Source organism: Arthrospira sp. PCC 8006 (genome assembly GCF_046480465.1).
Classification (GTDB): domain Bacteria; phylum Cyanobacteriota; class Cyanobacteriia; order Cyanobacteriales; family Microcoleaceae; genus Limnospira; species Limnospira platensis.
In genome coordinates, this window is sequence record NZ_PKGG01000018.1 from 22,510 (window position 1) to 43,004 (window position 20,495).

Annotated in this window: 18 protein-coding genes; 8 read left to right on the forward strand and 10 right to left on the reverse strand. The window is 44.2% G+C overall.

What is annotated here, in order from left to right:
* The first annotated feature begins 8 nt into the window (after positions 1–8).
* Both acpP and fabF read left to right on the forward strand, forming a co-directional pair.
* Positions 9–257, forward strand: coding sequence for an acyl carrier protein (gene acpP, locus B9T16_RS05095; protein WP_006616274.1), 249 nt, complete (start codon positions 9–11; stop codon positions 255–257).
* Between the two features lie 53 nt (positions 258–310).
* The gene (gene fabF, locus B9T16_RS05100) at positions 311–1,567 is read left to right on the forward strand and encodes a beta-ketoacyl-ACP synthase II (protein WP_014277471.1); all 1,257 of its coding nucleotides are present in this window, start codon (positions 311–313) and stop codon (positions 1,565–1,567) included.
* 33 nt (positions 1,568–1,600) lie between these two features.
* Here fabF and murI read toward each other — a convergent pair whose 3' ends face one another.
* From murI to B9T16_RS05130, 6 genes are all read right to left on the reverse strand, one after another.
* The gene (murI, locus tag B9T16_RS05105) at positions 1,601–2,458 is read right to left on the reverse strand and encodes a glutamate racemase (protein ID WP_006619119.1); all 858 of its coding nucleotides are present in this window, start codon (positions 2,456–2,458) and stop codon (positions 1,601–1,603) included.
* Between the two features lie 307 nt (positions 2,459–2,765).
* Positions 2,766–3,296 (reverse strand): transcriptional regulator NrdR, encoded by a 531-nt coding sequence (gene nrdR / locus B9T16_RS05110; protein ID WP_410244231.1) that lies wholly within the window; start codon positions 3,294–3,296, stop codon positions 2,766–2,768.
* A 131-nt stretch (positions 3,297–3,427) separates the two neighbouring features.
* Entirely contained in the window at positions 3,428–3,523 is a 96-nt protein-coding gene (locus B9T16_RS05115) for a photosystem II reaction center protein T (RefSeq protein WP_006619121.1), read from the reverse strand.
* 267 nt (positions 3,524–3,790) lie between these two features.
* Positions 3,791–5,320, reverse strand: coding sequence for a photosystem II chlorophyll-binding protein CP47 (psbB, locus tag B9T16_RS05120; protein WP_006619122.1), 1,530 nt, complete (start codon positions 5,318–5,320; stop codon positions 3,791–3,793).
* 415 nt (positions 5,321–5,735) lie between these two features.
* Positions 5,736–6,059 (reverse strand): hypothetical protein, encoded by a 324-nt coding sequence (locus B9T16_RS05125; RefSeq protein WP_410244232.1) that lies wholly within the window; start codon positions 6,057–6,059, stop codon positions 5,736–5,738.
* A gap of 97 nt (positions 6,060–6,156) precedes the next feature.
* Positions 6,157–8,553 carry a glycosyltransferase gene (locus B9T16_RS05130; protein ID WP_410244233.1) on the reverse strand — a complete coding sequence of 799 codons (2,397 nt, stop codon included), beginning with the start codon at positions 8,551–8,553 and terminating at the stop codon, positions 6,157–6,159.
* Between the two features lie 141 nt (positions 8,554–8,694).
* Here B9T16_RS05130 and B9T16_RS05135 point away from each other — a divergent pair, with 141 nt between their 5' ends.
* From B9T16_RS05135 to B9T16_RS05155, 5 genes are all read left to right on the forward strand, one after another.
* The gene (locus B9T16_RS05135; RefSeq protein ID WP_410244234.1) at positions 8,695–9,843 is read left to right on the forward strand and encodes an AI-2E family transporter; all 1,149 of its coding nucleotides are present in this window, start codon (positions 8,695–8,697) and stop codon (positions 9,841–9,843) included.
* Positions 9,844–9,890: 47 nt separating this feature from the next.
* The gene (locus tag B9T16_RS05140) at positions 9,891–12,770 is read left to right on the forward strand and encodes a PAS domain-containing sensor histidine kinase (RefSeq protein WP_410244235.1); all 2,880 of its coding nucleotides are present in this window, start codon (positions 9,891–9,893) and stop codon (positions 12,768–12,770) included.
* 65 nt (positions 12,771–12,835) lie between these two features.
* Positions 12,836–13,213 (forward strand): response regulator, encoded by a 378-nt coding sequence (locus tag B9T16_RS05145; RefSeq protein WP_006619127.1) that lies wholly within the window; start codon positions 12,836–12,838, stop codon positions 13,211–13,213.
* Between the two features lie 26 nt (positions 13,214–13,239).
* The gene (locus tag B9T16_RS05150; protein WP_410244236.1) at positions 13,240–14,298 is read left to right on the forward strand and encodes an adenylate/guanylate cyclase domain-containing protein; all 1,059 of its coding nucleotides are present in this window, start codon (positions 13,240–13,242) and stop codon (positions 14,296–14,298) included.
* 72 nt (positions 14,299–14,370) lie between these two features.
* Positions 14,371–14,898, forward strand: a complete 528-nt coding sequence (locus B9T16_RS05155) for a Ycf51 family protein (RefSeq protein WP_410244242.1) — start codon at positions 14,371–14,373, stop codon at positions 14,896–14,898.
* 83 nt (positions 14,899–14,981) lie between these two features.
* Here B9T16_RS05155 and B9T16_RS05160 read toward each other — a convergent pair whose 3' ends face one another.
* From B9T16_RS05160 to B9T16_RS05175, 4 genes are all read right to left on the reverse strand, one after another.
* Positions 14,982–16,427 (reverse strand): N-6 DNA methylase, encoded by a 1,446-nt coding sequence (locus B9T16_RS05160; RefSeq protein ID WP_410244237.1) that lies wholly within the window; start codon positions 16,425–16,427, stop codon positions 14,982–14,984.
* Positions 16,428–16,429: 2 nt separating this feature from the next.
* On the reverse strand, positions 16,430–17,089 hold the full coding sequence (locus B9T16_RS05165) for a restriction endonuclease (RefSeq protein WP_410244238.1): 660 nt from the start codon (positions 17,087–17,089) through the stop codon (positions 16,430–16,432).
* Positions 17,090–17,587: 498 nt separating this feature from the next.
* Positions 17,588–18,628: a UbiA prenyltransferase family protein gene (locus tag B9T16_RS05170; protein ID WP_410244239.1), complete on the reverse strand. Its 1,041-nt coding sequence runs from the start codon at positions 18,626–18,628 to the stop codon at positions 17,588–17,590.
* Positions 18,629–18,685: 57 nt separating this feature from the next.
* Positions 18,686–19,711 carry an NAD-dependent epimerase/dehydratase family protein gene (locus tag B9T16_RS05175; protein ID WP_410244240.1) on the reverse strand — a complete coding sequence of 342 codons (1,026 nt, stop codon included), beginning with the start codon at positions 19,709–19,711 and terminating at the stop codon, positions 18,686–18,688.
* Positions 19,712–19,904: 193 nt separating this feature from the next.
* Between B9T16_RS05175 and B9T16_RS05180 the strand changes: the two genes are divergently transcribed.
* Positions 19,905–20,495: AAA family ATPase (locus tag B9T16_RS05180; protein WP_410244241.1), on the forward strand; the 591-nt coding region annotated here is incomplete at its 3' end.

The window sequence follows — 20,495 nt, forward strand, 5'->3', positions numbered from 1 at the left end:
AACATTCCATGAGTTCAGATACATTTGAAACAGTTAAGAAAATTGTCGCCGAACAACTAGAAGTTGATTCGGCACAGGTAACACCAGAAGCGAATTTTGTCAATGACTTGGGCGCAGACTCGTTAGATACAGTAGAACTGGTAATGGCATTGGAAGAGGAATTCGATATCGAGATCCCGGACGAAGAAGCCGAAAAAATTACCACAGTCCAAGACGCGGTGAGTTTTATTAATAGTAAGGTAACAGCCTCCGCCTAGGAGGATTTGCCTGTGTTCTGCATTCTGGGTGGTTAACTTCTGATAGAAAAGTCATGACTGATATGAACCGCAAGCGCGTTGTTGTTACAGGTCTCGGAGCAATTACTCCCATTGGTAATACGATTACTGAGTATTGGGAGGGGTTGTTAGCTGGGCGAAATGGAATCGGCCCGATCACTTTATTCGATGCGTCACGCCATGATTGTCGCATTGCTGGAGAGGTGAAAGGATTTGATCCCTGTGACTACATTTCGCGCAAAGAAGCCAAGCGCATGGATCGGTTTGCTCAATTTGCAGTGGCGGCGAGTAAACAGGCGATCGCTGATGCGGAATTAGTAATTGATGACCTGAATGCAGACCAGGTGGGAATCATGATTGGTACAGGCATTGGGGGACTCAAAGTTCTTGAGGATCAGCAGGAAGTTTATTTAACTCGTGGCCCAGACCGATGCAGCCCGTTTATGATTCCCATGATGATCGCTAACATGGCGGCTGGACTCACTGCTATACATACGGGCGCTAAAGGACCTAATAGCTGCCCCGTAACGGCCTGTGCAGCCGGGTCTAATGCGGTGGGAGATGCTTTTAGACTAATTCAACGAGGATACGCTCAGGCGATGATATGTGGCGGTACAGAAGCGGCTGTAACTCCCCTGTCGGTGGCAGGGTTTGCGGCGGCACGAGCCCTGTCTACTCGCAATGATGACCCACTCCATGCCTGTCGTCCTTTTGATGTGGGACGAGATGGCTTTGTTATGGGTGAAGGTACCGGAATACTTGTTTTGGAAGAGTTGGAGTATGCCCTGAGTCGCGGCGCTCGCATTTATGGCGAAATTGTCGGCTATGGTATGACTTGCGACGCTTATCATATGACTTCCCCGGTTCCCGGAGGTGTCGGAGCGGCTAAGGCGATCGCTTTGGCTATGAAAGATGCTGGATTAACTCCTGATCAGATTAGCTATATTAACGCTCACGGAACCAGCACCCCCGCTAATGATCCGACGGAAACTGCAGCCATTAAAACGGCTTTGGGTGAACACGCCTATAAAGTGGCGGTTAGTTCGACTAAATCTATGACCGGACACCTGTTAGGAGGTTCTGGGGGTATTGAAGCAGTGGCGGCGGTATTGGCGATCGCCCATGACCACATTCCCCCTACCATTAACCTGGAAAATCCCGATCCTGAATGTGATTTAGATTATGTTCCTAACCACAGCCGCAGCCAAACTGTGGACGTGGCTTTATCTAACTCCTTCGGTTTTGGGGGTCATAACATCACCCTAGCATTCCGCAAGTTTAACGACAATTAAAAGACTCAAAACCCCCCCAGTGGGGGGGAATGTCTAACTAATTATGCCATCGCTAACTGAAACTGCTGTTTCCACAGTCCCAGAGGTCAGGGTTGGTAAAGTAATCGACTCCACAGCCGGAGTATATCCTAGCCATTGTACCGACAGATTAGCAAACTGTTCGGCACAGCCACTCACACAAAAACGGGTCGGTCGCGGTAGGTCGCCATGGCGTAGTCCTAGTAATTCTAATTCCTGGGCGACTGCTTCCACTAAATGCACTGCTGGATCAACTAATTTCACCGCAGCCGGTAATAGCGATCGCAACACTGGGGCTAAGTGGGGATAGTGGGTGCAACCATAGATGAGCGTATCTATGCGCTGTTGTATCAAAGGGGTTAAATATTCTCGCGCCGCCTCTAATGTACAAGGATCATGAATGCGATTTTGTTCAATCAGCGGAACAAAAGCCGGACAACCAACCTGCCAAACCTGTACAGCCGGGTTGATTTCTTGAATCGCCTGACGATAGGCATTGCTGGCGGCGGTGGCTGGGGTAGCAATTACCCCGATCCGCTCACCTTGGCTGATAGCAGCCCTGGCTCCCGGTAAAATTAAGCCTAAAATCGGTATGTCAAACTCAGACCTAACTACTTCTAAAGCCAAGGCAGAACTGGTGTTACAAGCCATCAGCACCATTTTAACATCCTGAGCCACTGCCCAAGTAATAATTTCGCGGACAAATTGCACAATCTCTTCAGGCGATCGCGTCCCGTAAGGTAGTCGCGCCGTATCCGCAAAATACAAAATCGATTCATTGGGAAGTTGCCGATACAATTCCCTCAAAACCGTTAAACCACCCACACCACTATCGAAAATAGCGATTTTCTGTCCTCGTTTATCCCTTGTCATTGGTTGCCTGGCAATTGTTATGATGTTTGATAGGCTAGATCTGCTGTTGTGGAGCACAACTAAGACATCCGACCTGCCTTAACAGATAAATCTGTTCAACTCAAAAGTACATGATCGGGACTAATACGGCGAACACTGTCGCCAAAATTATCATCCTCATCAAGGGTAGCAACAAAAATACTCCCCATTGCTGTTCACTCCAGCATATTTGTGGTAAGATTATCCCCAGAGTTGGGCGGATGACATCATCAAACTCTGACTTTAGGGATGGGCTATCTTGCCTTCCTTAGGTATACCTGGGAGGAGCCTAGCTCATGACTGGGCTAGGGGTGGGGTGGTTGCTTTCAGTGGGTAGATGTTCGTCAGAAGTTTCTGGAATGACTGCGGGTGTCGGTTCCCAATCGGTCAGGGATGCTATAAAATCTTGTATTCCCTGGAATTCCCGGTAAACTGAGGCGAAGCGAATATAAGCCACTTCACTTATGGGTTTGAGGCGATCGAGTACAAGCTCACTAATTTCTGGGCTGGAAACCTCGCGGGTGGCACGCTGTTGGAGTTCTGCTTCTATGTCTTCGATCATAGTTTCTAGTTCAGAAGAAGCGATGCCAGTTTTTTCGCAGGCACGAACTAAACCCCGTAACAATTTGGAACCATCGAAAGATTCTCGCCGTCCGTCACGCTTAATCACCGTTAAAGGAACCAACTCGATGCGTTCATAAGTGGTAAAACGGTGTTTACAATTGAGACATTCCCGCCGTCGCCGGATGCTTTTCAGTGATTCAGCCCATCGCGATTCTAACACACGGGTACTGGTATGTTGGCAAACGGGACATTGCATAATATACGTCCTTTAAACTCAGATTTTGCCATGGATGCTGATTGATTTACGAAAGCCATATCCAATCGGGTTCTAAGAAGCATACCCCTTACAACCCAATTGGAATCAGAAAATCCTATGCTGTTGGCGGGTTATTTACCAATGCGGGGGGGTTCCCGGAAGGCAATGGCAAAGAACAACACGCCGAGAGCCAGCGTCAAAACTAATATGTATGCAACACTTTCCATGTCAATGTTTCCTCATATCCCGGGTTAACTACCAGTCTATCAGTCTTGATGCCACTCTGAAAAACCTGCCCTAACTTAATCCCCCATTTATGAAGTCCAGGAGAATAGGGAGGGGTGCGATGTTTTTTCGGAGCTTCACCAAAAAAAGGACAGGTCGGATATATTCAGCTTAGGCGATCGCCAACCATTGAGGAAAGCTGCCACAAGTTTTGATATACCCATGAACCTGTCCTGACAACTACTCAACAACTGTGATTAGAAGTCTGCTTAGACGGTCTTTTGAACACGAGTTGTTTGGTCTCCAACTTTCTGGAAGTTACCCCACTCAACTTGTTCTTCTAGGTCAGCTTCCACCCCAGCAAATACATCTCGGAAGATGGTGCGGGAACCGTGCCAAATATGACCAAAGAAGAAAAGCAGAGCAAAGCAAGCGTGACCGAAAGTAAACCAGCCACGGGTACTGGTACGAAATACCCCATCAGAGCCGAGAGTTTCCCGGTCAAAGGCAAATGGTTCACCCTGTTGAGCAAAGCGGGCATATTTCTTCACAGAGGCGGGATCGGTGAAGGTTTTACCATTGAGTTCACCACCATATAAAGAAACAGTCACCCCAGTTTGCTCAAAGCTGTAGCGAGACTCCGCGCGACGGAAAGGAATGTCAGCGCGAATTACGCCATCAGCATCAGTCAGAATGACGGGGAAGGTTTCAAAGAAGTTAGGAAGACGACGAACAGTTAATTCGCGACCTTCTGCATCAGTGAATACTGGGTGTCCGAGCCAACCTTGAGCAATACCATCGCCCTTGTTCATCGGACCGACGCGGAACAAACCGCCTTTAGCGGGACTGTTACCAACATAGTCATAAAATGCCAGTTTTTCAGGAATCTTAGACCATGCTTCTGAGGGGCTGTCACCCTGAGCAATACTGCTTTGTACCCGGCGCTGAATTTCCTGTTGGAAATATCCCTGATCCCACTGATAGCGGGTAGGTCCAAACAGTTCAATCGGAGTTGCAGCTGAACCATACCACATAGTTCCAGCTACCACAAAAGCCGCAAAGAATACCGCCGCGATACTACTAGATAGTACAGTTTCGATATTTCCCATACGCAGGGCTTTGTATAGGCGCTGAGGTGGTCTGACGGACAGGTGGAATAGTCCGGCAATAATGCCAACAATTCCGGCCGCAATATGGTGAGCCGCAATACCGCCAGCATTGAAGGGGTTAAATCCTTCAGGCCCCCAGGAAGGAGCGACAGGTTGTATACTTCCCGTCAATCCATAGGGGTCAGAAACCCACATTCCCGGTCCGAATAGTCCCGTGAGGTGGAAGGCTCCGAAGCCAAAACAAAGCAAACCAGATAGGAATAAATGAATTCCGAACATTTTGGGTAGGTCTAGGGCTGGTTCACCAGTCCGAGGATCGGTAAACAGTTCCAGATCCCAGTAAACCCAGTGCCAAACTGCTGCCAGGAATAATAGACCTGACAAGATGATATGGGTAGCGGCTACCCCTTCAAAAGACCAAATTCCGGGATTATCGGCTACTTCACCAGTTAGACTCCAGCCACCCCAGGATTGAGTTACACCCAAACGAGCCATAAAAGGCATGACAAACATACCTTGACGCCACATGGGATTGAGAACTGGGTCTGATGGGTCAAAAACTGCCAATTCGTACAGGGCCATAGAGCCCGCCCAACCTGCGACAAGAGCAGTGTGCATTAGGTGTACAGAAATCAGCCGTCCTGGATCGTTCAGAACTACTGTATGTACGCGGTACCAGGGTAGTCCCATTGACTACGCTCCTCCTATAATCAATGAATGTGAATTACAGACGTTTAAATGAGAGATTACAAACCAGGTCTGCTATTTGAACCGCGATCGCCTTCACTAGGATCAACCAGTATCAGGTCTGACCGTCGGCTCAGACAGACACTCTGCCCTAATCAGGCTTCCGATGTCCTCCCATGAGCCATGAGATTCTTCGTTGTTTGTCTGTTTTTTGATTTTAACGCTCGGTTTTGGCGTTTGCAGTTGGTGTCCTAACCTTTGGATTTATTCTACCAACACTTGTTACCGCAATCCATCCCCTACTTCTATGAAAAACTAGAAGCTGAGAATTTTCGCAGATTTTGTTAAAGAATTGTATAGATTATTAGAACCAATTGCAAGCAAAACCCAATATCTCTACACTGAGGGGGCGGCTTTCCTAAAAAAGACCGCCCTGGACTCGGCACTCGGTTGATGCTGTTCCCAGACGATCGAGAACCTGGTCAGCGGTAATTAGACGGGTGAGAACTACTTGACCGATACCTGTTGATGGGTGTTCTGTCCATTGCGGTTTGACTTCTAGCATCAGAACTTCATCTTCAACTCGGTACAGCCACATCTTTTCGGTGTCTGTATCGTTGGACACACATATATCTAGTTTTTGCAGATCAGGAAGTCGCCGCTGGGTGGCCACATCCCACAAGCCCCCAATACCCCAAATCCGTCCAATTGTCCACCCTTCTGAGAGAAAGAAGTMTTTCACCGAGTATCTTTACATAAACAATTGATTGGCAATCTTCCATTGTATATCTAATGGCGAAAATTGTCAAGGAAATGATGGGCAGAAGCTGAGAACAGGCTCAACTACTAGATGAGAATAACACTTCTAATAGGCGATCGCATACTTTTGACCAAGTAAATCTAGCCCTGACAAATTCGCAGCCCGCCGATTTATTCTGAGTCCTTAAATTCGGGTTTTTCAAGGCATTTTCCATTAATTCAACTAAATGATTAAAGTCAGGTTCCAAGTAAAACTTAGTATCACCTTCGGAATCTTGAAAACATTTAAGCTGACTATTAATATAAAAGCTAAAATCCTCTCTGGTAAACTCATCTGTGGGGCCTCCTTTGGTGCAGATAACCGGAGTTCCACAGGCTACGGCTTCCAAAACTGGGAGATTAAACCCTTCCGCCGAATAAGGAGAAACATATAAATCAGCCGCTTTGTAGAGTCGGGCGATTTCGGTGGCGGATAAATTATCGCCTAGATAACTAATCCGGGGTTTAATTAAATCAATTTGGGCATCATTTAAGACTTGCTTACTAGCGGCTTTAATGGATTCCTTGGACTTAAAAATGGCATCTCTACCTTTTAAAACTAACCGCGCTTCTGGATAACTCTGAGCTATTTCTGCAAAGGCTTTTAAAAGCCTAGCGACTCCTTGACGTTCATTCCACATAATCCCAATATTGAGAATCACAAAATAATCACTCCATCCCAACTCTCGGCGGAGACTATGGCGGTCTTCTTCATTGAGGGGATAATGCACCTTGGGGTCAAATCCCAAAGGTACGATCGCCAGGCGTTCAGGAACCGCGCCACTATTCAAAAAACCTTGGCGAGACCATTCGGAAGCGGTGATAATAATACTATCAGAATTTAAATGAGCTTCCCGAAAAGAATTAACCCCCATTCCTCGCACAATAGTTTGGGGCAAAATTCCCCACTCTGTACAACCAAAAACAAAGGTTTTCTTACTGTCAGAAGATGCCAAGTTAAACGGACAATACATCCTCAAAGTTGCATCGGCTTTCAGGTGTTCTGGGGGTGTAGGGAGACTGCCCAAAATCGCCTCTTCATCAGGGGTAAATAAACCCCAGCTAGGCTTCCAATCTTCGGTAACATAGGGCATATCTCGATGGAATAGTTGCAGGGGCGATCGCTGATGAAGTTCTAGAAGTTGATGGCTATTAATCAAAGCATAAGAATGGGGCAACCATCGCCAACCTTCGACTACCAGCTTATGGGGGTGAGAAGTGATGTTAGCGCCGCCGATATTAGACCCCCGCGCCGCCGCTGGTTTGGGGGAGGGGTTGAGAACTTCTAAAATCCGGTCAACGGTATGTTTCCAGGTGAACCTTTGGGCGACAAACTGGGGGACTAACTCCCGCGCCATAGTTCCCATTTGCGGCTGTTCAATAGCCTGTTGCATTAGAGTAACTAAATGTTCCCAATTGGGGTGTAGCAAAAACCGAGTTTTATAGTCAATCACAAAAGTTCGGAATTGGCTAGAAATAGCCCAGCCAAAATCAGGATGAGTCCATTCTTGGGCGGGACTACCTTCAGTATAAATGACGGGAAGACCAGAAGCGATCGCTTCTAAAATGGGTAAATTTAACCCCGGTGCGACATCAGGGGATACATAAACATCAGCCGCCTGATACAATTTCGCCACCGACTCCAAAGGTAAATTATCGCCAATGTAGGCTAACCTAGGCTGTACTCGTCTAGCTTCCGCATCAGTTAAAATAGCTTGACTGCTTTCGAGGAGTAATTTTTCCCCATTTGGGGTGCAGCCTTTCAATATCAGTCTAGCATGGGGGTAAACTTCCACCACCGCCGCAAAGGCTTTGAGGAGGGGTCGAATACCATCAGTATTTTCCAGGTTGCTAACATGGATAAACACAAAATAATAGTCCCAGTCCAGAGATTTACGCAATTGCTGTCTGTCTGGGGAGGTTAACGGGTGGAAAATTTCCCTGTCAACTCCAGGGGGGATAACAGCCACCTGGTGAGGTGGAATACCCCCGCGCAGTAATCCATCCTTACACCACATTGTCGGGGTAATTAGGGTAATATTAGGGGCTAATGACACATTTTCGGGACTAATATTGAGGAGGGTTCCCCATTGTGGGGCGGTCAAAATCCCAGTTTTTTGGCTATCAGTGGGGGTCAAATCAGCTTCTGGGGAAATCCTTAAACTGATATCTGCTGAGTTACTATCCCCAGGGAGGTCGGCGGTAGGAATTGACAATTGACCCAGCAAGCGATCGATAATTGGGTTAGAATCACGACTAGCTGAGGAATTGGCTTGATAGGAAACCTGTAAATGCGATCGCCTCAAAAGTTCTTTCAGGATAAAATAAGTAGCGATCGCATAATAATTAGGTGCAAACGGCCATCCTTCCAGGTGAAATCTCATAGAGCCAAATAGGTTCTCAAATATAATAGTGCTAGTAGATACTATATCGATCATGAATCTATCGTCAAAAGTTCCCGGATTTAGGGCGACTCAAGAATAATCACCCAGACAGTGCCGATCTAGTTCAGAAATCTACTAAAATCAAAACACTGTCAACCCCTTATCTGTGATTAACTCACACAATTAACCGCTAAGATGAGCGAACAAAACCCTCCCAGACAGGAAAGACATATCACCCTGTCAGTTTCCAATGTTCCCTTGATTATTGGTTCTGTTTTACTATTAGTTTTATTATGGCAACTTCAGGGATTAATTATCCTGATCATGATTTCAGTAGTATTAGCAGCCTCCATCATTCCCTTAGTTAACTGGGCGCAATCCCTGAAAATGCCCCGCTGGTTAGCCGTGATTGTAGTATATTTAACCCTAATTGGTGGCATTACCGGATTAGGTTTAATCATCGGTCCGAGTGTCGTTGATCAAATTAACCTGTTAGTGCGCCAGTTGCCAATTTTCGCCGAACGCAGCCTCGATCTAGTCAGTAATATCGCCAGCAGTCTGGGGGAAGATATCCCCGCCTTAATCGATCGCCTAGTAGATACCCAATCCCTGACCAACTGGGTCATCCGCTCATCTCAGCAATTAATTCTCAGATCCTACGGAATCACCAGAGGTATTGTCGGAGGGGTATTTAGTCTGATTCTATCACTATTCGTCTCCGGCTATATGGTAGCAGATAGCAAAACTCTGGTCAAAAGTTTTGTACAATTGTTCCCATACCCGTGGAACGATCGCCTAGCCGCCCAAGCTGTGCCCGTAGGTCGTCGCATCGGCAGTTATATTAGAGGCAGATTAATTGTATCTGCCATATTAGGGGTGAGCATTACTACCTGTTTAGGATTTTTAGGGCTAAAAGACTATGCTCTAGGTTTGGGTGCGATCGCCGGGTTTACCAATTTAATCCCCTTCCTAGGTCCAATTTTAGGAGCAATTCCCGCCCTCGTGGTAGCCCTAGCCAAAGGTGGATTTTTATTTTTTTGGGTGTTACTACTGTATGTAATCGTGCAGAACCTGGAAACCTACGTTCTCGATCCCTTATTGGTGGGGTCTTCAGTAGGTGTACACCCCCTATATCAGCTTTTATCAGTGTTAGCAGGGGTGCAGCTTTTAGGGCTAATTGGGGCGTTGATAGTTCCCCCTTGGTGTGCGGGAATTGCAGCCTTAGTGGAAAACTTGTATTTGGAACCCAAACGCCTAGCCGAACAACAACTAGCTTACCCCCATGGAACTGTCTCCGACCATCCCTCTGGGGTAATCTTAGATTCAAATTTAGACTCTCCTTGATTTCTCACCTAGCATCAGCATAAGTCCCCATTTTTGAATTATGAACCATGATCCACCCTCTGCTTCAACAACAACTCCAAGAAATCGGCTTTCAAATGGACACGCCGCCATCAGACCCCAAGGCTTGGCGGGAGTTTTTAAAAAAGGTTAGTTCCAGTTATCGCGCCGCCGATCAACAACGGGATTTGGCGGCGCAAACTCTGACATTTTCTTCGGAGGAAATGATCGAAAAATATGAACGCCAACGCCAACAGTCAGAAGCGCGGTTAGAAGCAGAACGCGATCGCCTCCAGGCGGTAATTGGTTCCCTCGGTGCGGGATTATGTATATTAGATGCTCAGGGAAATCTCCTATCGATGAATCCCAAAGCCGAACAACTTTTGGGCTGGTCCGAGTCCGAACTCGCCGGTCAAGATTTGTTTAAATTGATTGCTCCCCATTTACAACAATTTCCCCAGCAATTTCCATCTCACCTAAGTCAGAAATGTTCCCCGTCCCCGGAAAACCTGTTAGCACCTCCTAAATCTAAGCAAGATTATTTAGCCTGTCGTGATGGTCAATTTTTACCAGTTTCCTACATTCTCAACCCGATTATAGAAAATGATGCTTGGGTGGGAACCGTTTTAGTATTTTTTGATATTAGCGATCGCCAACAAGCCGAACAAGAAGCCGCCCGTTCTTTGTCCATGTTACAAGCCACTTTTGACTCAACGGACGCGGGAATTTTAGCCCTGGATCGCTACGGTCAAGTTTGCCATTTTAATCAAAAGTTTGTGCAAATGTGGGAGGTACCCGAATCATTCCTTAACCCTCATCAAAATCGCTCAACTTTAGCTTTTGTGATGCGACAATTGAAAAACCCCCCCCAGTTTCTGAAAACTATCATGCAACTGTCCGCCCAACCCTACATCCCTACCTATGATGTGGTAGAATTTAAGGATGGGAGGATTTTTGAGGTGTATTCTCACCCTTCTAAAGTCGGAAATAAACTGGTGGGTAGGGTTTGGAGTTTCCGGGATATTACCGAACGAAAAAGAGTCGAAAAAGCCCTGCAAAATCGGGTAGAATTTGAACAGCTCATCACGAATCTATCCACCTATTTTATTAGTCTAAATACCGAGGAAGTTGATGCGGGTATTCAAGAATCCTTACAAAAAATCAGCAATTTTATCGGAGTAGATAGAAGCTATATTTATCTATTTTCTGACCCAGAACATCAAAGCCAATCTATCTACGACTGGCGCTCTACTTTGATGTCTATTAAAGCCGAAAATAACCTGGTATCTGAGTCATCCGACAATGAACCCTTAGACCTGGTTTCGGTGGTTAAAAATCAAGTCAAGGTCACATCAAATCAACTTAATCCCCAGGTGATTCCTGGGATTATTTCATGGCTGAAAAAATATGAGGTTGTCCATATTAAATCAGCTAATTTATCTGCGGAAATTATTAAGGATCTGCAATCCCTAGAAAAATTCCATCAAGATACCGGATTGGTCGGTTATGAACATCCAGAATATATACAGCATCAACTGCAATTTCTGACGATTATTCCTCTGGTCTGTCGGAAATCTTTAGTGGGTTTTTTGCGCTTTGATAGCCTCAGTTCTTTGGATACCTTATCTTCCGATACTATTAGCCTCCTGAAAATGGTGGGAGAAATGTTTTCTAACACTATCGAAAGGCGACGCACGGAAGAAGTGCTACGACAAACAGAGGCTAAATATCGCAGTATCTTTGAAAACGCGGCTGAGGGTATCTGTCAAACTACCCCAGACGGTCGCTATATTAGCGCTAACCCGGCTTTAGCTAGAATTTTGGGGTATGACTCCCCGGAAGATTTAATCGCCAATTTGACCGATGTTAGCACCCAGCTTTATGTTAAACCTACCCGACGGGCGGAATTTGTAGCAGCGATCGCCAAAAGTTCAGTTATATCAGGCTTTGAATCTCAAGTATATCGGCAAGATGGGACAACTATCTGGATTTCGGAAAATGCCAGAGCCGTTTTTGACGCTATGGGGGAACTGGTTTGTTATGAAGGAACTGTCGAAGATATCACCGAAGGAAAAAGGGCAGCAGAAGCCTTAGAACGCGCCAAGGAAGCCGCCGAAACTGCTAACCGGGCAAAAAGTACATTTTTGGCTAATATGAGCCATGAATTGCGTACTCCCCTCAATGCCATTATCGGCTATAGCGAGATTTTATCGGAGGAAGCCGAAGAACTAGGATATGAAGATATTGTCCCCGACCTAGAACGGATCTATACTGCGGGCAAAAATCTACTGACTCTGATTAATGATATCCTAGATATCTCTAAAATTGAAGCGGGGCGGATGGACCTGTTTGTAGAGGCTTTTGATGTTTCGGGTCTCCTAGAAAGTGTTATGGGTACGGCTCAACCGCTGATGTCAAAAAATAATAACACCCTCACCGTCGATTGTCCTGACAATATCGGGATTATGTATGCTGATGTGACTAAGGTTAGACAGATTTTACTGAATTTGCTCAGTAATGCTGCGAAATTTACAACTGATGGGAAAATTAAGATAGAGGTCTCTCGTGTATCCTCCCTCCCCTATAGCCAAGAGTCGGGTTCGGTCGTAGAATTTAAAGTTCATGATACGGGAATCGGTATGAGTGCCGAACAACAAGAACAACTGTTTCAGCCATTTACCCAGGGGGATGCCTCGACGACTCGACGCTATGGGGGAACTGGTTTGGGACTGGCTATTAGCGATCGCTTCTGTCAAATGATGGGAGGTAATATTCAAGTACAGAGTACACTGGGAGAAGGGTCAACCTTTAAGGTGGTCATCCCTACCCGAGTCAAGGTGAAAACCTCAGAGGCGATCGCTACAACCCAAGATCCAGAAGAGTATTCAGCAGTTGATGCTTATACTGAAGGCTGTTTGAGCGAGAATTAACTGGGTAGTTTCCTGGCTTTTTCAGAAAAGATAACTGGTAAAACCCTCAACCTTAAAATTAGATCATGGCTAAGATTCTATTGGTAGAAGATAATGAAATGAATCGCGATATGCTCAAAAGGCGCTTGAGTCGGAAGGGTTATGATGTCTTAATTGCTGAAGATGGGGCGGAAGGGGTCAATCTAGCCCAAACACAAGCACCGGATTTGATTTTAATGGATATGAGTCTCCCCATTAAAGATGGATGGCAGGCGACCCGCGAAATTAAGGCAGATACTAAAACTAAGGAAATTCCAGTGATTGCCCTCACAGCCCATGCTATGGCTGGCGATCGCGAAAAATGCCTGGCTGCTGGCTGTGATGATTATGACACTAAACCAGTGGAATTCCCCCGCTTACTTGAGAAAATTGAGACTCACCTGAAAAATAAGGCGACTTCGTGATATCCATCTGTCAGTTCTAAGTTTAGATGAATGGTAACCCGGATCTTGTATTGATCGTTGATGATAATGAAATCAATCGTGACCTGTTGGCTCGACGTTTACAAAAACAAGGTTACGATGTGCTGGTGGCTTCTAATGGCTTTGAAGCCTTGAAAATTATGCGATCGACACCCCTGGATCTGGTATTGTTGGATATTATGATGCCACAGATGAACGGCTATCAGGTGCTGGAGTCCCTCAAGGCAGATCTCCAATTGCGCCATATTCCTGTGATTATGATTTCGGCGGTTAATGATATTGATAGCATTGTTCGGTGTATTGAACTCGGTGCAGAGGATTATCTATCTAAACCTTTTAATCATGTTCTACTGCGGGCTAGAATTAATGCTTGTTTAGAAAAAAAACGCCTGCGAGACCAAGAACAAGCCTATCTGCAAAAGTTGGCGGCGGAACAACAAAAGTCGGAACGGTTATTGCTCAATATCCTTCCTGCACCGATCGCACAACGGTTAAAACAGGGAGAAAGTACCATCGCTGATAGTTTCGCTGATGTGACTGTATTATTTGCTGATATTGTCAATTTTACTAAACTCTCGGCTAATCTCTCCCCGGCTGAATTGGTGGAAATTCTTAATCAAATTTTTTCGGCTTTTGACCAGTTGGCTGAAAATTACGGACTCGAAAAGATTAAAACTATCGGTGATGCTTATATGGTGGTGGGGGGACTCCCTACCCCAAGACCAGACCATGCCGAGGCGATCGCTGATATGGCTTTGGAAATGCAAAAGATTGTGGTAAATTTTACCCTCAAACCAGGGGAAACTCTGACTATGAGAATGGGTATCAATACGGGTCCGGTAGAGGCGGGGGTGATTGGAACTCGCAAATTTGCTTATGATTTGTGGGGGGATACTGTCAACACTGCTAACCGCATGGAGTCTCATGGGTTGGCGGGGAAAATTCAAGTGACTGAAACTACCTATCAACGTCTTCGCCATGGTTATGAGTTTGAACCCAGAGGTCTCATTGACGTGAAAGGAAAGGGGGAAATGAATACCTATTTTCTGATTATGAAAAAGCCTTGACAGGTGAGCGTTGATGATTAACAGTTGATAGATGACGGTTTATTAATCTTTTGGTCTCGGACAGGACTTACCATGTTGACTACCCCTGAATTACTCGATTTTTCTAAGTGGCTGGGTATCGCTACCCTGGCTTTCGCGGCATTAACTGTTTTGGCTTTTGTGCTAAATTGGGGCTTTCGTTTTCGCCTAGTGGGGATAACTGCTTTTACCGGAGTCCTCGCTGGCGGCGTTTTCGCTTTGGGGTTGGGATTATTTCAGCGGGTTGAAATTCCTGGAGCCGTCCGCTATACTAGGGTGTTTGATGATGGCGCTCGTCAAATTGTGATTGCTGTGGCTCCAGATATTACTGAGACTCAACTAGAGGCGACTCTCCAACAGGCTGCTAGTGACCTGTATTCACCCGGTCGCGGCGGCGCAGGACAAATGCCTTTAGTTATCCGCGCTAGAACTATTGTTCACCCTCAACCTGGGGTTTCGGAACCGATTTTTTTGGGACGGGTCCAACGGGTATCTGGTTTTGATAATCAAGGAGATGTGGCGATCGCTATTAATCAAGAAAGTCTCAATCACCTTCAAACAGTCCGCGAAGCTACTAACTAATTACCCCCCCCAATTCCCCCCCCAATTCCTCGTCTATCTACATGGTGGGGGGAAAGAAACCGGGTTTCTTTGAGAAATCAGTTTTATAGGAGGGCTGATAGCCTCGGATGTAAATTTAAACAATTGAGAATGCTGGTTTTGATGGGTCTTTTTTCATCCCAGAAAATCAGTGAATTATAAAAAGCGATCGCCTCAGCAGAAGTGAGTATTTGAAATACTGCGATCGCCTCCGCTTCAGTGTCGAAGCTCAAAAAATAAACCGTATCATCAAATAAAACAGGTTTTCCCTTCAGGGGACTTATCAATTGAAACTCTAGTTTTTTGTAAAGCCCACAAATCGCGATTTTCCAAGGTTTAAAGGTATAGTCTCCCACCCCAAAAATAGCAAAACGAGGATGATTTTGATAAATTTTGCTTTGGCGACCATCTAAATTCGCCGCATTCTGTTCAAGATAATTCCAAGTTTGGGGCGCATGGTGTTTAATTAAAGCCGTGTCTTCACCCAGAGATTTTTGAGTAACCAGGACATATTTATCAGTTTGGCTAATCTTCCCATTAGCAATATCTGAACCTTTCAAAAGCGGAAAAATATAATCATCCTCCAGGTTAACTTTTTCTCCCCAACCATTCACCAGATCATTATTAACTTGACGAAGTTCCATAATTTTGGCACAATCATGTTTAATTCCCGATCGCCATTTAATCAAGGGCTGAGTTTCGGAATAAAGAAAACTCAGTTTTTGAAAAGTGACCATATCCGCAATCAGCCGATTATGAGAGAAACCAATCCTCTGGAAATCTGCACTTTCCAGACTGGGGAAAATATCACAAAAATAGCGTTTTAATTTACCCGAAAATTCACAGAATACAAAACAGGATTCAACCGCCGCATTAAAATACTTTTTAGCATCAATTCTATAGGTGGAAAATTGACATACATTTTTTTGGCGATCGTGCAAATAGTATAAAATTTTTCTAGCCACAGAAGTTTTACAAACCATCCCCAGATAGCTATGTTCATAATTCTGCAACCATTCAATAATTTGAATAAGCATCCATTCCGATAGGTCAAAATTGCTTTTTCCAGTTAAAGCATCTAATCCTTTATATCCGAGAAAGTTGCTTTTTTGCGGCAAATTATTACCCGATATTAAGCCCTGTTGTGAATTGGTAATCCAAGGCAAATTACCGATAACCAAGATTTCCCTCGGCTGTTCCAAGTTGGACAATAACGGGAAATTTAAAAAATCTCCATGGTACAAAATAACTCGCTGATCATGTTTAATAATTGGATTATTTTTAGCTGCTTTAATATAATCAGGGTTAATCTCTAATCCGACAATTTTTGCAGCCGACTTAAACTGTTGAATCGATGCCACAATGAAATTACCGACACCACAGGTTGGTTCCACAATCAAATCTGGATTAACCCCTAAACTTGACAATTTTTGGCAAATTCGTTCCGCTAACTCTATAGGGGTTTGAAAATCTCCATATTCTATTGTTAATTTGTTTTTGATAACGGACATGGCTACTCATAACGATAAACGGTAATTATACCATCTTCTTGACCTGCACGTTCAATCACTCTTCTATACTGTAATCTCCATTGTAAAGCATTGGAAATTGTCAAAAACCCAAGTTCAGGAGGATTAGCCATGATTTCTTCGGCAATATTTATGGCTTCAATTTCATCAACGGGGAGATTTCTATCCCACATAAACGCAATTAAATCATCAACATTTCCTTCATTGTGCAAAATTTCACGAATCCCGCGAGTCATTTGAAAATCGGCTGTTTTCTCTGATTGCACATAGATCACATTCAGAATCTTTAGATTAGCAGTTTGATTGTCATGATGATCTAGTTTGTCGTAAACAAACACTAATAGAGAATATCCTAAACCAAAAATTTTTTGTCTAGCTGACTTGAAAGGACAGGATGACTGAGGCTGTTTGATACTCGTCACTTTCATATCAACTTGAAGTTCCGGGAAATCAATACCAATGGCTGAATTTCCTTCTCTAAAATCATAATTATTTTTGAGGTAGTGTCTAAATTTTTGCTCTAAGTAAGTCCCTACCTTTTTACCATCTGTAATTCCATAAAGTGAAGGTTCTAGATGTTGAGATTCTAAGATTGAAAATCTTTCGGCTTCAGAACACAGAGTTTTTATGGTTAAGGTTTGCATAGCGGATAACACTGATCACAGTAAAACAGGGTAATATAGTTAAGGGCGAAGAGTCTCCGGGAGGGAACAGCACACCCGGAAACCGTAACTGCTGTCTGCCGGGTCAATACAGTCGCGGTAGGCACAACGACAGTAACCCGGAAAGCTGTACCACGAACCGCCCCGCACCACCCTTTTGTCTCTGCATTCCAAAAGGTTAACTAAATTTTCAACATAGATATGCAGACCATTCCACACTCGACCATTCGAGGGGGCACCGCCAATATAGTGGCGTGTTGGAAATTACTGACGGGGGTGGTTCCCCTATGGCAGTTGTAATTAGCGAGGTCAGGTCATAACCGCATACGGTACAGGTTTCGACCTCGTTTTCTGTGTATTTGGTTTCACAGATTGGACATTTAGCCATAATTCCCAAACCTGATTTACAGCTAACTAATTATACAACAGATTGATCACCCTCGGCAATCTAAAGAAATCGGGTTTCTAGCATGGGTGATATTAAAGAAAAATATGCAGGTCAAAATAGACGATCGCTAAATAGGAAACTAGCCACATAAATAGGCTAATTTTAATGCTGTTATCTTCGATTAAAATGCGATCGGGTTCTTCTCCGGCTGCTAAAACTGTGACGATCCGTTTGTAGTGCATTACTGCATAATAGACAATGGGAACGGTGATGACTAAGGAAGTGTTTTTACCGGAACTGATGGTAAATAGAGAATAACACATGATGGTCATGGTGGCTGTACTGTTAATCAAAGAGTCGAGATAGGGTAGGGTATAATGGCATAAAACCGGGCGCTGTTGATTCTTTTGACCGCGTTGATAAAATAGTTGGATATATGACTGTTTTGGGGTGGGATACAGGGAGTCTGGGGATAATTCTTCTAGGGATTCGATGGGGTTTTGTTTGTGGAGGAGAGAGAGGAGTTCCGATCGCCTTTTGGCGAAACCTTGAAATAGGGTTAAAAAGAAGGTACAAAGGGTAATCCAAGCGGTGGGGGTGTCTCCGACGGCGTAAATTCCGGCGAGGAGACGGAGGACGAAACCGAAGGCGATACAATTGACATCAAAAAGGGGAATATTTTTGAGTTTTAGGGAATAGGCGACATTGTTAATTGCATACAATAAGAGACAGGAAAAGGTGGGGATTCCCAGATGGTAAGAACCGATGAGAGAAAGGGTGATTAAAAAGATGCCGATCGCTCTGGCGGTTGTCAATTTTACCCGTCCGCTGGGGAGGGGACGAAATCGCTTTTTGGGATGTTGGCGATCGCGATCGATGTCTTGAATGTCGTTGAAAATATAGACGGCTGATGCCATCATGGAAAACAGGACGACCATTAAAATGCCGTTGGCGATCGCATTTATTTCTCCTAACCGACCCCCAAAAATTACCCCCGCCAAACAGAACAGATTTTTAGTCCACTGGTGGGGACGCAGTAGCTTGATTATATCCCCAATTCCCCCCGATTTGTCTGGGGAAACTTCCGCAGAATTGGGATTAGATACTCTAGCAGATTCCGGTTTAATTTTCATAGGAAATTTAGGTTTAATTACACCCCTTGATTCAGCCGGATATGATAATTATAACAGTTAAGACAACTGTTTGAGCAACCAAAGGATTTTTTCTTTAACTGGTTTACGGTGCGCGGAACCTGCTTTTTCTGCCTGAATTTTATCATAGTTTTGCTCGAACCAATCGTAACTTTCCTGGAACATTTCATCATTAGAGTATTGGGGTTGCCAGCCCAAATTTAACAGGGGTTGAACATCGAAATAAAACTCTTTATGATAGGTGAGATAATGCCAGGGTGCGAGGGGGCTTAAACCGACAATATCTAATAGTCTCAAGGTGCTAATTGTCAAGGTAGTGGGGAGACTTTTTACCTGAGAATCAGTGGCGGCATAGCTAATTAAATGTTCCAAACCTTCCCGCAGAGTGCCAAAGCGATCGCTTCCGACATTATAAATTCCCGGTTTCCCTAAATCCAAGGCTAATAGGTAAGCGTCCATTAAATCCAGAGCATGAATAAACTGGAATTTGATATTTCCATCCCCGATAACGTAGACATTTCGCCCTTCTTTAATCCACTCAAATAGAATCTGAAAAATGCCTAACCTTCCCTCGCCCAAAATAGTCCGAGGGCGGATGACAATTAAGGGTAAACCTTGGCGATCGCAAACTTGACGGACTGCTAATTCTCCCGCCAATTTTGCGCGTCCGTAAATTTCCACCGGCTGGGGTTGAGTTTGGTTAGTAATGGGACATTGAGGGTCGCCAAATAAGGCACTAGAACTCATGTGAATAAAACTGCTCACCCCGGCTTGAGCGGCTTCCTCAGCAGCGATACGACTCCCTTCGACATTCACCTCCCAAAACTTCTTTCCCGACTTGGTAAGGGGGACTAAAGCCACATTATGATGAACGATATCAACGCCTTTCATGGCGGCGGCGACACCTTGGCGATCGCGAATATCGCAGTTAATATATTCAATATCCTGGGGGCGAGTGGGATCTTCCCAAATATCAAGTATTTTGACTTCTTCTCCCCGTTGCGACAACCGACGGGCGATCAGATTTCCTAAAAAGCCAGAACCCCCTGTTACCAGATGCTTCATGGACTACCGCTAACCTTCCAAATAATGACTCTGCCAGCATCGTAAACCAATGTCGCCAATTCGTAAAGGAATTGGAACACAAACCTTTTGAGGACAACTACTAATGTTGGTAATCTGAAGTTGCACCAAATCCTCAAAATTTGCTAAAATAACAGATTAAGATATAGTCAAAGTTATTTCTACAAGGATTAATATGAAATTAATCATCAAAAATTTTGGGCCGATTAAAAACAATATTCAAGCCATTGATTTGTCAAAAAAGTTTTTAGTTTTTGTAGGATACAATAATAGCGGCAAAAGTTATGTTTCTCAATTATTATGGACTATTTTTAACCAACGAATAATCAACGATTTTGCTCAAAATAATTTAGACATTATTGAAGATAATATTCTGGAAAACACCAAATACTTTGAAGTTAATCAGGAATTAATTGATAAAATAATCATAAGCTATAGTTACTTTTTAAGGGATGCATTAAAAAGGCACACTTTTAAAGATTTACAAGCATCCAAATTATTTGATAATATATCACTTGACTTTGAAGCAAGTATTGATGAAATAAAGCGAGGAGGTTTACAAGCAAGTTTTACCATCAAAGCCAGTGATGATAATAAGATTGATTCTAATTATTTAGAGATAAAAAAAGAAAATGACTCTTTACGATTCCAAATTGAGGAAAAAAAGATTCCTGAAGATTTTTTTGATTTTGTGCCTCGCACAATTGTTGATAGATATTTAATTACAGGCAAAAAAAGCATATTAATTAAAAGTATAATTTTAATT

What these genes read in the sequence shown, in the direction of transcription:
- fabF (WP_014277471.1), top strand. Translation starts at nt 311, where the DNA reads ATGACTGATATGAACCGCAAGCGCGTTGTTGTTACAGGTCTCGGAGCA.
- psbB (WP_006619122.1), bottom strand. Translation starts at nt 5,320, where the DNA reads ATGGGACTACCCTGGTACCGCGTACATACAGTAGTTCTGAACGATCCA.
- B9T16_RS05145 (WP_006619127.1), top strand. Translation starts at nt 12,836, where the DNA reads ATGGCTAAGATTCTATTGGTAGAAGATAATGAAATGAATCGCGATATG.
- B9T16_RS05170 (WP_410244239.1), bottom strand. Translation starts at nt 18,628, where the DNA reads ATGAAAATTAAACCGGAATCTGCTAGAGTATCTAATCCCAATTCTGCG.
- B9T16_RS05175 (WP_410244240.1), bottom strand. Translation starts at nt 19,711, where the DNA reads ATGAAGCATCTGGTAACAGGGGGTTCTGGCTTTTTAGGAAATCTGATC.
- B9T16_RS05115 (WP_006619121.1), bottom strand. Translation starts at nt 3,523, where the DNA reads ATGGAAAGTGTTGCATACATATTAGTTTTGACGCTGGCTCTCGGCGTG.
- B9T16_RS05140 (WP_410244235.1), top strand. Translation starts at nt 9,891, where the DNA reads ATGATCCACCCTCTGCTTCAACAACAACTCCAAGAAATCGGCTTTCAA.
- B9T16_RS05135 (WP_410244234.1), top strand. Translation starts at nt 8,695, where the DNA reads ATGAGCGAACAAAACCCTCCCAGACAGGAAAGACATATCACCCTGTCA.
- nrdR (WP_410244231.1), bottom strand. Translation starts at nt 3,296, where the DNA reads ATGCAATGTCCCGTTTGCCAACATACCAGTACCCGTGTGTTAGAATCG.
- B9T16_RS05150 (WP_410244236.1), top strand. Translation starts at nt 13,240, where the DNA reads ATGAATGGTAACCCGGATCTTGTATTGATCGTTGATGATAATGAAATC.
- B9T16_RS05130 (WP_410244233.1), bottom strand. Translation starts at nt 8,553, where the DNA reads ATGATCGATATAGTATCTACTAGCACTATTATATTTGAGAACCTATTT.
- B9T16_RS05155 (WP_410244242.1), top strand. Translation starts at nt 14,371, where the DNA reads ATGTTGACTACCCCTGAATTACTCGATTTTTCTAAGTGGCTGGGTATC.
- B9T16_RS05160 (WP_410244237.1), bottom strand. Translation starts at nt 16,427, where the DNA reads ATGTCCGTTATCAAAAACAAATTAACAATAGAATATGGAGATTTTCAA.
- murI (WP_006619119.1), bottom strand. Translation starts at nt 2,458, where the DNA reads ATGACAAGGGATAAACGAGGACAGAAAATCGCTATTTTCGATAGTGGT.
- B9T16_RS05165 (WP_410244238.1), bottom strand. Translation starts at nt 17,089, where the DNA reads ATGCAAACCTTAACCATAAAAACTCTGTGTTCTGAAGCCGAAAGATTT.
- acpP (WP_006616274.1), top strand. Translation starts at nt 9, where the DNA reads ATGAGTTCAGATACATTTGAAACAGTTAAGAAAATTGTCGCCGAACAA.